A 13,814-nucleotide genomic window follows, 5' to 3' on the forward strand; every position below is an offset into this window, starting at 1 on the left:
TCCTCCTATTACATTTTCTTTAACAACATTGATTGGGGCACTCGCTAGAGAATGATGAGCTCTTTCTTCGAATGAGTCAACACTTCATTTCCGTGCTCAGTGATCAAAATATCATCCTCAATTCTTACCCCGCCTTTTCCTGGAAGGTATATACCAGGTTCAACCGTGACCACCATGCCTGGCTGAAGAACGGTATCAGAGCGAGCTGATAGTGTCGGCCCTTCATGGATTTCAAGTCCGATTCCATGTCCAGTTGAATGACCGAAATATTCGCCGTACCCTTTATCCTCAATGTAGGTACGTGTAACAGCATCCGCTTCCCTTCCAGTCATTCCAGACTTGATTTCGCGCACGCCTTTCTTTTGCGCTTCAAGCACGATGTTATAAATTTCTTTCATTTCATCTCCAGGATCTCCAACAGCAATTGTCCGCGTCATATCTGAACAGTATCCTTTATAATAGGCGCCAAAGTCAAACGTTACAAGCTCTCCCTTTTCAATTGGTTTTTCACTTGCTACACCATGGGGAAGGGCTGACCGATAGCCTGACGCGACAATCGTATCGAAAGATGAGGAAGCTGCTCCTTTTTTTCGCATAAAAAATTCGAGCTCATTCGCTAGTTCAATCTCTCTCACACCTGGACGGATCATATGTAAAATGTGTGTAAAGGCAGCATCAACGATTTCAGCGGCTTCCTTTAATATCTTAATCTCTTCATCAGTCTTTATCAAGCGCAACTTTTCCACAATATTTGAGACAGGAACGAATTCAATCCCTTTTAAAACATCCTTGTACGATGTGTATGTTGAATAAGAAAGATGATCCTGCTCAAACCCGAGCGTTTTGATCCCCATTTTCTTCGCCTGCGCAGCGACTTCTTCAAAAATCGATCCTGAATGCTGCACAATTCTAAAATGCTTTACTTGTTTTTTTGACTGTTCTACATACCGGAAATCGGTAATAAAGCATGCATCCTCTTTTGCCACTAGTGCGACCCCGGCCGTACCTGTAAATCCCGTCAAATAGCGGCGGTTATATTCGTTTGTAATGAGCATGCCGTCAATATTTAACTGTTCCATTTGTGAACGAACTTTTTCAAGCTTCATGTGTTTCCTCCCTGATCAAACGTAGTAAAGATAAAGCTGCCAATTGATAGCCGTAAAACCCTAAGCCAATTATTTGCCCTTGTGTCACCGGCGCTGTGACAGAATGATGCCGGAACGGTTCCCGTTGATTTGTATTGGAGATATGGACTTCAATTACCGGTTTTGAAATGCTGGCAATTGCATCCCGTATCGCATAGCTGTAATGAGTAAAAGCTCCTGGATTTAAAATCACTCCATCAAATTGTTGATCGGCTTCATAAAGCTTATCGATAATCTCTCCTTCATGATTCGATTGAAAAAAAGAAAATTGAACTTGTTTTTTTTCACCGAGAGATTTCAATTCATTTTCCAAATCTGCCAATGTTTTTTTTCCGTAAATATGCGGCTCCCTCACGCCTAAATAATTTAAATTCGGGCCATTGATCACAAGTATTCTCTCCATTGATTACACCTTTCTATCATGTATTAAAAAAGAATGTCCAGTATTATGAACATTCTACCATAAGATTCTTGATCTCTCATCATTTAGTTTATGATTGGATCTTGTGACCCTGACACAGTTCTATAATCTCATCATTTAGTTTATGATTGACGTTCCCTATATTCGTAGGAAATGGAATACCCGACAAAAACGCCAAACAGCACATACAAGCAGATGGAGGTGACAATGGTATTTGTACCAAGCCGACCGAGCGGATCGATTTTTAGAAATGCCGGTCCCAGCCAGCAAAAAACAACGGCCCACAGCGCGACTCCGAAAACAATGCCTCCCCATATTGACCGAACTTTTTTGAACAGAACATAATATAAAAATGCAGTAAGTATAGAAATGATGCCTATGAAGGCAGCTCCCGCAAAATGCCCAGCGACTCCGTTCTTCCAATTATCAAAGGCAAATAACATGAGAGCTCGATTTGGCCCGATTTTCGTAAAGTTCAACACATACGCTAAATATCCTATCAAACTCCATAATACTCCGCCAGTAAAACCAATGACAACAATTTTCAGAAAAAAGGATCGGAATGGTTCTTTTTTCTTTTCCTTACCAGTAGAATTCTTTTTTTCGCTGTTAAGCATCCGTCCACCTCCCTTTTTTAATATGTCCACTTTTCTTTTCTTGATGAATTTTTCATGAAAAGTTTATTTTTTGTATAAAAAAATTTATTTCATTCATACTAAATAATGATAAAGTTTTTCACGCCGCCCTATTGGAAAAAAGACACATCCAACCTAGAGGTTTCATCTAATTTTTTGTAGAATAGTAATAAATAAAACTTTTCAATAGCTTTTTTATTATATAGATAGGCAGGTTGGTGCGTCATGAAAAACGAAAAGACTATGTATGGCGGGCAAGCGGTAATTGAAGGAGTTATGTTTGGAGGGAAGCATCATTTCGTCACAGCGATCAGGAGAAAAGACAATTCAATTGATTTTTTTCAATTGCCGCGAAAAAAACATCCTATATTATCCCGCTTCAAAAAAATTCCTTTTATTCGCGGAATTGCCGCCATTATTGAAGCAAGCGCAAACGGCTCCAAGCATTTAAGCTATTCTTCAGATCGATACGATGTTGATCCAGCCGATGATGAAAAATTATTGTCAGAAGAAAAAAAAGAGTCGAAGCTTTCACTCATTTTAGGAGCTGCTGCTGTCGGAGTGCTGTCATTTTTGCTTGGCAAATTTATCTTTACTTTAATTCCAGTGTTTATCGCAGAATGGTTCAGGCCGATCATCTCATCGGATGTGGGGCAAATTTTGCTCGAAGGCTTTTTTAAGCTTTTGCTGTTGCTTGCTTATATTTATTTCATCTCGATGACTCCTTTAGTAAAGCGTGTTTTTCAATACCATGGGGCTGAGCATAAAGTGATTAACGCCTATGAAAACGGGCTCGCTTTAACTGTTGAAAATGTACAAAAACAATCAAGACTTCATTATCGATGCGGTTCCAGTTTCATTTTGTTTACGGTTATTGTTGGAGTATTTGTGTATCTGCTCGTTCCGACAGACCCGCTTTGGCTTCGCGTTGTTGACCGAATCGCTCTTATACCGGTTGTTCTCGGCATTTCATTTGAAGTATTGCAGTTTACAAATAAGCTGCGGCATAAGCCTGTTTTAAAATATCTTGGTTATCCAGGACTATGGCTTCAGCTGCTGACGACAAAAGAACCTACAGACGATCAAGTGGAAGTAGCGATTGCAAGCTTTCAAAAGCTGCTTTTATTGGAAGAAGAGACGGAAAAAATGGAGCGTATTGGTTGATTTGATAAACGAGAGCTTTTCTTTTTCTTGAAAACGACTGATGGAGGTGGCCTTTAGATGAACCGTTTTCCCGTCCATCCCGTATTCGCCGTTATCGCTACTTTAGGAGGTTTAGGGCTTATTTATATGCTCTTTTTCAATCCAAAGACTTTTTTCAAATTGTTTATTTGGGCGGTTGTCATCGGGATCATCATCCTCATTTATCGCTTAGTGATGAAAAAACGTACAAATAATGAGTATTCACAGTTTTTAAAAGCTGCGAAAAGATCGAAAAAAAGATTTAAAGACAAAAAGATACATTATGCTCAAAAGCACGTACTCCACAAAAAAAACAAAACGGCTATCTCTGCTAAAAGGCGGAGAGAAAACAATCATTTGACAGTCATCGAAGGTAAAAAAGGAAAAAAGAAAAATAGAGCTCTTTTCTAATAGGACCACTTTTTTAAAAAGGTTTCCGTTTTTTCTTTGCCGAGCTGAATTAATTCCTGTTTCTTCTCATTCGTAATTTTAAATTCCGTCGTTAAAATATTTTCAACCGGAATAAAAACGATGCTGCGTTCATGCCTTGTAGCAATATGCCTTGCATCGTGCGCTTCTTTCATCGTTTCAAATAACGCATGAAACATTGATAAAGCGTTTTTTATTTCATTTTTTGGCCTTTCCTCTATATGCGCGCTAAGCTGAAAACCGAGGATCGGTCTTTTTTTTATTTTTCCATCAAAAAGCCAAATCGGGAAATTGCTGAGCACTCCTCCATCGACAACAATACTGACGCCATCCTTCGTCCATAGTTTGACAGGTTCAAAAAAATACGGGAGGCATGAGCTCATTCTGACTGCCTTTGCAACAGAAAATCTATTAGCATTGATTCCATATTTGCTTAAATCGTCCGGCAATACAACAATTTTTCCGTTCGTAAGGTCGGAGGCAATCACACGAAGCTTTCCTTTCGGCAAATCTGCAAATGTTGAAACTCCTTTTGCTTTTAATTTTTCTTCCATCCATTCTTCTAAAAATTGTCCTTTATATAGTCCCATCCGCCAATAAACACTGATCCATTTCATGAGCATAAATGACATAATTCCTTTTCTTTTATCTAAAAACTTTCGCAGCTCTAAGCTGTCCATCAAAGAAAGGATTTCATCACTTTTGTAGCCGGCTGCAATGAGAGCGGCAATGATCGAACCGGCGCTCGTGCCAGCAACCCTGGCGAATTCAAATCCTTTTTCCTCCAAGGCCTTGTATGCTCCAATAAAAGCGAAGCCTTTGATCCCTCCACCAGAAAAAACACCGTCAATTTTCAAAGCATTCCCTCCTTACTATTCCGTTACTACATTTTAAGAAGGGAAAACGATGTTTAGAAGTTTGTTTTCAATAAATCGAGTAGGAGGGAGCGATTAACTCCCGTCCTCTCACACCACCGTACGTACGGTTCCGTATACGGCGGTTCAATTAAGATAATTGACGCAAGTCTTTATAACTTCCGTGAATAGCTGTTCTCTTTATGCCAGTGGTCACTCCACCCTCCAAGAGATCTCCCACGGGATTCACCGCTTCCTCCCTCAAGTGAGGTACTACGTTTTCTGTGTTCATCATGACTCACTGAATGCCAAGGGCTATTCTCTCTTAATTGTTCGGTCCTTCTTAGTTGTTCTAGACCAACTAATACTATGACCTCTGCTGACTTCTGACTGTTCAGCTATCTATCACTAGATAGGTTACCAAGGTTACTTGGCGTGCCAGCCAGACCTCCCCGGGTAAGAGTGTAATCTTTCCTTCCATCCATCTGCTTCATTTACTCTGTATCACCTTCGGCAGAAAGGGCTTTGTTTTGTCTTGCAAACTCACCCAGTGATACCTAGCCTCATATGAAGTTCGTGTTCCTCAGACCGGAAGTTTGCCGCTCGCTTCCTTCAGATTCCGCGTCACCACGGACACCCTTGCGTTAAGCTAACTGCTACTTCTGCCTTCGCAGCTCGGGACTTTCACCCTATAGATTACACCCATGCCGGGCGCACAAGAATAAAGCAGCAGAACAAGTCTGCCGCTTTATTATAATCCACATTTCAATTGGGCACCGCATTTTGTACAAGTATTGCAGCCGCCGATTTCTTGAACCTTCCCTTCCCGGCAAACAGGACATGTATTGCCGACTTCGTTGCCATATGTGACATCAGTTGAGCGCAAATCTTGAACAGTGTTCATTAACACAACTTTGCCTTCATTTTCTTTCGTCGATTCCGGAATGTCGTCATTCAATACATTTTCTTCCGCTTTTAATGTCAGGACTTGGGTATCACGGCTTCCGTCTACATAAACAGTTCCGCCTTTTGCTCCGCCCTTCCATAGGCGCTCATATACTTTTTGCACTTGATCAACTGTATAGCCTTTCGGTGCATTTACTGTTTTGGAAAGGCTTGAATCGACCCATCGTTGAATGATGCATTGCACATCGGCATGAGCTTCAGGCGACAAGTCCATCGCTGACACAAACCAATGCGGTAAATGATTCGGGTCAGCTTCCGGATGTTCATTTAAATATTCTTGAACGATATCCGCTTTTACTTCAATAAATTTGCCAAGACGCCCGCTTCGGTAGTATGAGAAGGAGAAATATGGCTCAAGACCTGTAGAAACGCCAACCATAGTGCCAGTTGATCCTGTCGGTGCTACCGTCAGCAAATGCGAGTTGCGAATACCATATTTTAAAATGTTTTCGCGAATATCTTCCGGCATTTTTTTCATATATCCTGTATTAATGAAGGCTTGTCTTAATTTTTGCGTCTCTTCCTCCGTTTCGCCGACTAGGAACGGGAAGCTGCCTTTTTCTTTTGCCAGTTCTATTGATGCCCGGTATGCGGTCGTTGCAATTACCTTAAACACTTCATCAACAAGCTTGTTGCCGTCCTCTGCTCCATATTCTTTTTCGCAGTAGATAAGCAAGTCCGCCAAACCCATAACGCCTAAGCCGATGCGCCGTTCACCCAGCGCTTGCTTTTTGTTTTCTTCGAGAAAATAAGGCGTAGCATCAATGACATTATCTTGCATTCTGACGCCGATTTCCACAGTTCGTTTGAGCTTTTCATAGTCAACAGCTTTCTTTTCCTTGTCGACCATCTTCGCCAAGTTTACTGCTGCTAAGTTGCAGACGGAATATGGTGCAAGAGGCTGTTCACCGCACGGATTTGTTGCAACAACCTTTTGACCGTATGCTCTTGCGTTCGTCATATCATTGGCATTGTCAATGAAGAAAATACCTGGCTCCGCTGAATAGGTTGCACAAATGTTAATCAGCTTCCAAAGCTCTCTTGCGCGAATTTTGCGGTACACGCGCACGCGATGCCCCATTTTCTCCCATTCGCGCACATCGCCAACTTTATGCCATTCTTCATTGTAAATCTTCATTTCTTCATCATTGTAGCTTTCCACATCTGGGAAGCGAAGCTCATACTCCCGATCTTCTTCCACTGCTTCCATAAACTCTTTCGTCAAGCAGACAGAAATGTTAGCGCCTGTTAAAAATTCCGGATTATGAACAGTATATGTTCCTCCGACTCGAAGCTTTAATTCCGCCTCTCTAATAACAGCGTCTGAAAAGCCTCCTTTGCCCGGAACATTTTTAAAGTTGACAATTCCTTGATACATGTCGCGCTCTTGCTGTGTAAGAGGAACAAATTTGAGCTTGTCTTCAGCCGCCTTCTTAATTCCTTCATCATTTGTATTTTCAATTAAGTAGCGCAAAATGCGCGGGTTTTGCATTTTGGAAACGATAAATTCAATGATGTCAGGATGCCAGTCGGCCAGCATAATCATTTGGGCTCCTCGCCGTGAGCCACCTTGTTCAACAAGATGGGTTAATTTTGCAATGTCATCCAGCCACGACACAGATCCTGATGATTTGCCGTTTACACCTCGGGCTAATGTGTTTCTTGGTCTCAATGTTGAACCGTTCGTACCGACACCGCCTCCGCGGCTCATAATTTCCATTACTTGTTTGCGGTGTTCAGAGATCCCTTCACGGGAATCTTTTACAAAGGGCATGACATAGCAGTTAAAATACGTCACTTCGGTTCCTGCTCCTGCGCCGTAAAGAACCCGGCCAGCCGGAATAAAATGCAGATTGACGAGCTCTTGATAAAATTTTTCAAACCATTCTTTTCTTTTTTCTTCTGTTTTTTCAACAGCAGCAAGACCTGTTGCATTTCTTTTGGCAATTTGTTCATAAAAAATTTCAAGCGGTTTTTCGATAACATCTAAAGAGCGAACGATGATTCCCGTCTCCCGTTCTTCAGGCTTTTCAAGAGTATGACGAAACTCTTCTTCGACCTGAACCTTTGCCTTTTTATTTTCCCAATCAATTTCTTTAATGTAGCCTAGCCCTCTTGCAGGAAATTTTGGATCTTCCTTGATCGTCAGCACTACAAAATCGCCTTCAGATAGCGTAATTTTTTCAGTGTCTTTAAATGAATACCTGTCCAGCATTACAAGGCGCGAAACACCTTTGTGCGTGATTTTCATATCTTCCGTAATCGGATGCACCTGCGGGAAAAGGCTGATATCTTTATTCAGCTTCTCCACATCAATTTTCATTTTCTCATTCAGCGCCACTGTCATATTCACAACTCCCTTAAAAATATCGTACTTGATATACGTTACCACATTTAGATGATATTATCAACGAAAAAATAACAATATATTGTGCTAAAGAACATTTGTTTGCTCTATATATTGTATGATATACGCTACATTATGAAAATGTCAAATGTAAAACTAACCAAAAAAAGAAGCAAGGAAAAGAAATTTAATGATCTTAGAATCATTCCGGCGGTATTTGAAGAAATTTGTCAGTTGCAGTTTTTGAAAACACATCGGCACCTTAATTTACAAGCAACGATCCATTTCATTTTGATCATACAAAAAACGGCATGTTCGCCGCTTCATCTTCTAAAATTCCATTCTTCTGTTTCATATTTCTCTTTAGCCAGTTTTTTCACATACTCTTCTTGTTCGCTAGACAATTGGTACGGTCTCAACTCAATATCAAGCCCGTATTCAAACCCTTTTTTAAAGGCGCTCCATGCCTCTTCCATTGTGACTGGAGTTTCTCTAAGGTCGTTGATCGCCACCGCTTTATTTTTAAAGTTTTTCTCTAATCTTTCCCTGACTCGCTCATTAGGATATTTAAACAAGTCGAACAGCAGCTTTTCATCTAAATCTAGCAATATCGAGCCGTGCTGCAGGATAACGCCTTTCTGGCGAGTTTGGGCACTCCCGGCAACTTTTCTTCCTTCAACTACCAGCTCATACCAAGACGGTGCATCAAAGCATACAGATGACCGCGGATTTTTCAAATGCTGTTTTTCTTCATCCGTTCTTGGAATTGCAAAATGAGCGTCTAAGCCTAACAAGCGAAATCCATGCAAAATTCCTTCCGAAATTACACGATAAGCCTCTGTCACGGTTTTGGGCATTCGCGGATGATCTTCGGATACGATGACGCTATATGTAAGCTCCTTGTCATGCAGCACGCCCCTTCCGCCTGTTGGTCTTCGTACAAAGCCAAGGCCGTGTCGTCTTACAGCATCCATATCAATTTCTTTTTCAACCTTTTGAAAATAGCCGATGGATAATGTCGGCGGATTCCATCCGTAAAAACGAATCGTCGGAGCGATTTTTCCTTCACTGTGCCAGTCCAATAAAGCTTCATCAAGAGCCATATTGTAAAAAGGGGATGAAAAGCCAGAATCAATATAATTCCATAATTCTTTTCCCATATCGCAACCCTCTTTATTTTATATTTGCTTTTTTAGTCTATCAAATGAAGAGGATATTGTTAAATAAAACGCCCGAAAAGAAATGACATTTCCATTCTTGTTTTATATAATAAATGTTGTCCAACATTCGTATGTATGTTCACATGAACTTCAAACAAATAAATTCAAACAAATAAAAAGGAGTCGAACAAGCGTGGAATGGTCATTGCTCATTCTTGCAGCTATTATCATTTATTTTTTGGCCACATTTTTATATCAAAAAAAGATTATGAAAGGATTAACGGAGGAAGAATTTAAAGCCGGCTATCGGAAAGCGCAGCTCATCGATGTGCGGGAGCCGAATGAATTTGAAGGTGGCCACATTTTAGGAGCAAGAAATATTCCCCTTTCCCAATTGAGACAGCGCTATAAAGAAATCCGCCCAGACAAACCGGTTTATTTATATTGCCAGTCAAGTGCAAGAAGCGGGCGAGCCGCACAAATGCTGAAGAAAAAAGGCTATCAGGAGCTCTATTATTTAAAGGGCGGCTTTAAAAAGTGGACTGGAAAAATTAAAAAAGGGAAATAAAATCAAGTATAAAAGATAAGGATTCGCAAAACGCGAATCCTTACTTTTTTTCATATTTTAATATCGGATTTCTTGCTGCGAGTGTTTCATCGAGCCTTTTGACGACTGTTGTATGAGGAGCTTCTTGAACGATTTCCGGTTCTTCCTCCGCTTCTTTAGCAATTTGAATCATCGCTTCGATAAAGGCATCCAATGTTTCCTTCGATTCCGTTTCAGTCGGTTCAATCATCATGCATTCTTCAACATTGAGCGGAAAATAAATTGTCGGCGGATGATACCCGAAATCGAGAAGCCTTTTTGCAATATCAAGCGCACGGACACCGAGCTTCTTTTGCCGTTTCGCAGATAAGACAAATTCGTGTTTACAAATGCGGTCATACGGCATTTCGTAATAAGGCGCTAATTTTTTCAGCATATAATTCGCATTTAATACCGCATTTTCAGAAACCGCCTTTAAACCGTCCGGACCCATGGAGCGGATGTATGTGTATGCCCGCACATTGATTCCAAAATTTCCATAAAACGATTTTACTCGTCCGATCGATTGCGGCCTGTCTTCGTCGAAACGAAATCCATTTTCATCCTTGACGAGCACAGGCTTCGGCAAAAAAGGAATTAACTCTTTTTTCACACCGACAGGTCCTGAACCGGGACCCCCTCCCCCGTGGGGGCCTGTAAACGTTTTATGAAGATTTAAATGAACGACATCAAAGCCCATATCCCCTGGTCTCGCTTTGCCTAAAATTGCATTTAAATTCGCTCCGTCATAATACAATTTTCCTCCAACTGAATGAACAATCTCCGCCATCTCTACAATATGCTCTTCAAACAAACCGAGCGTATTGGGGTTTGTTAACATTAGAGCAGCTGTATTTTCTCCAACCACTCTCTTTAAGTCGTCTAAGTCGACAAGTCCGTTTTGATCAGATCGCACCGTGACAGTTTCAAAACCGGCAACGGTCGCTGAAGCAGGATTTGTTCCATGGGCTGAATCAGGTACAATCACTTGTGTTCGATGTTTTTCTCCATTTGCCTCATGGTAGGCGCGAATCATCATGAGCCCCGTCCACTCTCCGTGCGCCCCTGCCGACGGCTGCAATGTAACAGCATCCATACCTGTAATTTCTTTTAAATGTTCTGATAAATCATACATTAATTCCATTGCTCCTTGAACCGTCGCTTCATCCTGTAATGGATGAATATAAGAAAAGCCAGTTAATCTTGCCACATTTTCATTTATTTTCGGATTATATTTCATTGTACAGGAACCAAGCGGATAAAAACCGGAATCCACACCGTGGTTCCGCTTCGACAAAGCAGTATAATGGCGCATAATGTCAAGTTCTGATACTTCCGGCAGCTCGGCATCTTCTGTCCGCAAATAGTCACTAGGAATCAGCTGATCAATATTTTCCTCCGGTACGTCTAAATCAGGCAGGCTGTATCCGATCCGTCCCGGTTTTGATATTTCAAAAATTAACGGTTGATCCTTCATTGCCATCCCTCCAACTCGTTCACAAATAAATCGATTTCTTCTTTCGAACGAAGCTCTGTTACCGCTACAAGCATATGTTTTTCAAGTTCCGGATACGTTCTGCCAAGGTCGTAGCCGCCGATGATTCCCTTTTCGAGCAGCTTTTTATTGGCCAAAGAAACTGGTTTGGACAGCTTCACGACAAACTCATTAAACATTGGACCTTGAAACGGAATGGAAAAACCTTTCTTCTCAAACATCTTTTTCGCATAGTTTGCTTTTTGGATATTTTGATAAGCCATTTCTTTTACACCTGTTTTTCCAAGAGCAGTCATGGCAACAGAAGAGGCAAGAGCATTTAACGCTTGGTTGGAGCAAATGTTTGATGTAGCTTTATCCCTTCTGATATGCTGCTCCCTTGCCTGCAGAGTGAGAACAAAGCCTCGTTTCCCCTCTTCATCTACTGTTTGACCGACGAGTCGCCCAGGAATTTTTCTCATCAGCTCTTTTTTTACGGCGAAATATCCACAAGTTGGACCGCCAAAAGACATTGGAATTCCAAACGGTTGAACATCGCCTACTACGATATCCGCACCAAATGAACCAGGCGGTGAAAGCACACCTAAAGCAAGAGGATTGCTTGAAACGATCAATAAGCTTTTCTCGGAATGGGAGATCTCTTCGATTTGGTGAAGCGGTTCAAGTTGGCCGAAAAAATTTGGATGCTGTACAATGACTGATGCTACTTCGGCGTTCATCATTTCTTTTAATGCCTCTACATCGGTCACTCCGTTTCGGTAAGGGATTTCCACTACCTCAACGTTTTGTCCTTTTGCATAAGTTTTTAGCACATCTCTCGTTTCAGGATGCACCGTTTGCGAAACGAGCACCTTTTTCTTTTTTGTTTGACCTGCAGCTAATAATGCAGCTTCTGCTAAAGCTGTCCCTCCGTCGTACATCGACGAGTTGGCGACATCCATTCCTGTCAATTCACAAATCATTGTTTGAAATTCGAATATTGCTTGGAGCTCGCCTTGAGAAATTTCTGGCTGGTATGGCGTATAAGCCGTATAAAACTCTGATCGGGAAATGACATGATCGACAATTGCCGGAATATAATGGTCATACACTCCAGCTCCTAAAAAGGAAACGTTTGTTTTTACATCTTTATTTTTGGCAGCAAGTTGAGATAGCTCGCGAAACAGCTCGGTTTCCGGTTTCGCAGCCTTTATGTTGTATTTTCCTTTAAACCGTACACTTTCTGGAATGTCGGCAAACAGGTCATCGATCGATTCGACTCCGATCGCCCCCAACATCTCTTTTCGATCAGTTTCTGTCATCGGTAAATAGCGATGCTTCATCGAAAGCTTCTCCTTTCTTTATTTTCCATTTTTTGTTGGTCGTTTATAAAATGGAGTTGGTACTACTCTTGCTTTTAATCGTTTTGTCCGAACTTCCACCTCGATTTCATTCCCGATCTCCGAAAATTCTTTCTTGACGAGAGCGATCCCGATGCTTTTATTCAAAGTAGGAGAGTGCGTCCCTGATGTAACAACTCCAATTTGTTGATTTCCAGAAAACAATTTATAGCCTGAACGGGGAATGCCTTTTTCGATCATTTCCAAGCCGACCGCCAGCCTCGATACCCCTTGTTCTTTTTGTATTTGCAATACATCTTTTCCGATAAAATTCTCTTTTTTCGTAAGCTTCACTGCAAATCCGACTCCTGCTTCTATCGGAGTAATGTCTTCCGAAAGATCTTGACCGTACAACGGCAAAGCTGCTTCCAGCCGCAAAGTATCACGAGCGCCCAATCCGCATGGAACAACTTTTTCTTTATCTCCTGCTTGCAAAATCTTCTCCCATAAATAAACGGCGTCCTCACTTTGGCAATAGATTTCAAAGCCGTCTTCCCCGGTATAACCAGTTCGGGCAATGAGCGCTTTTTTACCTGCGATCTCAGCACTTTCAATAAATTCAAAAAATTTCAACTCAGATAAGTGTACGTCTGTTAAAGTTTGCAGCACCTTTTCCGCTTTCTGGCCTTGCAATGCAAGGAGAGCACAGCTTTCAGAAATATTTTGCAATTCAACATCTCCGTGTTTTTGAGACATGAGCCATTGAAAATCTTTTTGAATATTCGCTGCATTGACTACTAAAAGATATTTTTCCTCGTTTAGCCGATAAACGATTAAATCGTCTACACAGCCTCCATCTTCATAACACATAATTGTGTATTGAGCCTTTCCATCCCGAAGCTTTGAAACATCATTAGTTAATACCTTTTGCAAAAACTGAAGACTATCTTTCCCTTTTACAATGATTTCTCCCATATGAGAAACATCAAATAGACCTGCATTGGTGCGGACAGCGTAATGCTCCTCTTTAATGGAAGTAAATTGCACAGGTAATTCCCATCCTCCAAAATTGATCGTCTTTGCTCGATATTGTTTATACACTTCAAAAAGAGGAGTGCGTTTTAATTCATTCATCATTTCCCCTCCTGATCTATTTTTTGCATCTAATTTCTCTCAAAATTTTTCAGCTTAAAAAGCAGAAAAAAGGACAGAAAACGGCCTAGTATCGTCTTGTCTATTCCAATCGACAAGATTTTGCTACACCGTCTCTGTCCT

General features: G+C 41.2%; 12 protein-coding genes. 3 read left to right on the forward strand and 9 right to left on the reverse strand.

Features of this window, described 5'->3' with window-relative positions:
* Positions 1-44 precede the first annotated feature (44 nt).
* The 3 genes from NSQ71_RS12185 to NSQ71_RS12195 all read right to left on the reverse strand — a co-directional run bounded on the left by NSQ71_RS12185 (position 45) and on the right by NSQ71_RS12195 (position 2,183).
* A complete protein-coding gene (locus NSQ71_RS12185) occupies positions 45-1,106 on the reverse strand; it encodes a M24 family metallopeptidase (protein WP_094246194.1) in 1,062 nt (353 codons plus the stop codon).
* Positions 1,096-1,548, reverse strand: coding sequence for a type II 3-dehydroquinate dehydratase (gene aroQ, locus NSQ71_RS12190; RefSeq protein WP_339193038.1), 453 nt, complete (start codon positions 1,546-1,548; stop codon positions 1,096-1,098). Before aroQ ends, NSQ71_RS12185 begins: the two co-directional genes overlap by 11 nt.
* 140 nt (positions 1,549-1,688) lie before the next feature.
* Complete coding sequence (locus NSQ71_RS12195; protein ID WP_340733988.1) at positions 1,689-2,183, reverse strand: YqhR family membrane protein; 495 nt, start codon at positions 2,181-2,183, stop codon at positions 1,689-1,691.
* A gap of 243 nt (positions 2,184-2,426) precedes the next feature.
* On the opposite strand from NSQ71_RS12195, the gene NSQ71_RS12200 reads away from it, so the two are divergent.
* Together NSQ71_RS12200 and NSQ71_RS12205 are read left to right on the forward strand one after the other, a co-directional pair.
* Positions 2,427-3,365: a DUF1385 domain-containing protein gene (locus tag NSQ71_RS12200; RefSeq protein ID WP_066247604.1), complete on the forward strand. Its 939-nt coding sequence runs from the start codon at positions 2,427-2,429 to the stop codon at positions 3,363-3,365.
* Positions 3,366-3,422: 57 nt separating this feature from the next.
* A complete protein-coding gene (locus NSQ71_RS12205; RefSeq protein WP_066247602.1) occupies positions 3,423-3,794 on the forward strand; it encodes an SA1362 family protein in 372 nt (123 codons plus the stop codon).
* On the opposite strand, the gene NSQ71_RS12210 is transcribed toward NSQ71_RS12205, so the two are convergent.
* The 3 genes from NSQ71_RS12210 to NSQ71_RS12220 all read right to left on the reverse strand — a co-directional run bounded on the left by NSQ71_RS12210 (position 3,791) and on the right by NSQ71_RS12220 (position 9,139).
* Positions 3,791-4,669 (reverse strand): patatin-like phospholipase family protein, encoded by an 879-nt coding sequence (locus NSQ71_RS12210; protein WP_130156379.1) that lies wholly within the window; start codon positions 4,667-4,669, stop codon positions 3,791-3,793. The genes NSQ71_RS12205 and NSQ71_RS12210 overlap by 4 nt on opposite strands.
* Positions 4,670-5,417: 748 nt before the next feature.
* A complete protein-coding gene (locus NSQ71_RS12215; RefSeq protein ID WP_063388108.1) occupies positions 5,418-7,979 on the reverse strand; it encodes a vitamin B12-dependent ribonucleotide reductase in 2,562 nt (853 codons plus the stop codon).
* A 323-nt stretch (positions 7,980-8,302) separates the two neighbouring features.
* Positions 8,303-9,139, reverse strand: coding sequence for a lipoate--protein ligase family protein (locus NSQ71_RS12220; RefSeq protein ID WP_339210099.1), 837 nt, complete (start codon positions 9,137-9,139; stop codon positions 8,303-8,305).
* 193 nt (positions 9,140-9,332) lie between these two features.
* Here NSQ71_RS12220 and NSQ71_RS12225 point away from each other — a divergent pair, with 193 nt between their 5' ends.
* The gene (locus NSQ71_RS12225; protein WP_063388106.1) at positions 9,333-9,707 is read left to right on the forward strand and encodes a rhodanese-like domain-containing protein; all 375 of its coding nucleotides are present in this window, start codon (positions 9,333-9,335) and stop codon (positions 9,705-9,707) included.
* 40 nt (positions 9,708-9,747) lie between these two features.
* Here NSQ71_RS12225 and gcvPB read toward each other — a convergent pair whose 3' ends face one another.
* Genes gcvPB through gcvT form a run of 3 tightly spaced genes read right to left on the reverse strand, consistent with a single transcriptional unit; the run spans position 9,748 to position 13,676 of the window.
* Positions 9,748-11,208: an aminomethyl-transferring glycine dehydrogenase subunit GcvPB gene (gene gcvPB / locus NSQ71_RS12230; protein ID WP_130156377.1), complete on the reverse strand. Its 1,461-nt coding sequence runs from the start codon at positions 11,206-11,208 to the stop codon at positions 9,748-9,750.
* Positions 11,199-12,542 carry an aminomethyl-transferring glycine dehydrogenase subunit GcvPA gene (gene gcvPA / locus NSQ71_RS12235; RefSeq protein ID WP_340733990.1) on the reverse strand — a complete coding sequence of 448 codons (1,344 nt, stop codon included), beginning with the start codon at positions 12,540-12,542 and terminating at the stop codon, positions 11,199-11,201. The genes gcvPB and gcvPA overlap by 10 nt, the downstream gene beginning before the upstream one ends.
* An 18-nt stretch (positions 12,543-12,560) precedes the next feature.
* Positions 12,561-13,676, reverse strand: a complete 1,116-nt coding sequence (gene gcvT / locus NSQ71_RS12240) for a glycine cleavage system aminomethyltransferase GcvT (protein ID WP_082829399.1) — start codon at positions 13,674-13,676, stop codon at positions 12,561-12,563.
* Between the last annotated feature and the right edge of the window lie 138 nt (positions 13,677-13,814).

Source organism: Aeribacillus sp. FSL M8-0235 (genome assembly GCF_038000355.1).
In the GTDB taxonomy this organism is placed as follows: Bacteria; Bacillota; Bacilli; order Bacillales; family Aeribacillaceae; genus Aeribacillus; species Aeribacillus composti.

Bases quoted from the DNA above. Each gene is read 5' to 3' on its own strand.
- NSQ71_RS12200 (WP_066247604.1), top strand. From the start codon at position 2,427: ATGAAAAACGAAAAGACTATGTATGGCGGGCAAGCGGTAATTGAAGGA.
- NSQ71_RS12215 (WP_063388108.1), bottom strand. From the start codon at position 7,979: ATGACAGTGGCGCTGAATGAGAAAATGAAAATTGATGTGGAGAAGCTG.
- gcvPB (WP_130156377.1), bottom strand. From the start codon at position 11,208: ATGGCAATGAAGGATCAACCGTTAATTTTTGAAATATCAAAACCGGGA.
- NSQ71_RS12195 (WP_340733988.1), bottom strand. From the start codon at position 2,183: ATGCTTAACAGCGAAAAAAAGAATTCTACTGGTAAGGAAAAGAAAAAA.
- gcvPA (WP_340733990.1), bottom strand. From the start codon at position 12,542: ATGAAGCATCGCTATTTACCGATGACAGAAACTGATCGAAAAGAGATG.
- NSQ71_RS12185 (WP_094246194.1), bottom strand. From the start codon at position 1,106: ATGAAGCTTGAAAAAGTTCGTTCACAAATGGAACAGTTAAATATTGAC.
- NSQ71_RS12220 (WP_339210099.1), bottom strand. From the start codon at position 9,139: ATGGGAAAAGAATTATGGAATTATATTGATTCTGGCTTTTCATCCCCT.
- gcvT (WP_082829399.1), bottom strand. From the start codon at position 13,676: ATGATGAATGAATTAAAACGCACTCCTCTTTTTGAAGTGTATAAACAA.
- aroQ (WP_339193038.1), bottom strand. From the start codon at position 1,548: ATGGAGAGAATACTTGTGATCAATGGCCCGAATTTAAATTATTTAGGC.
- NSQ71_RS12205 (WP_066247602.1), top strand. From the start codon at position 3,423: ATGAACCGTTTTCCCGTCCATCCCGTATTCGCCGTTATCGCTACTTTA.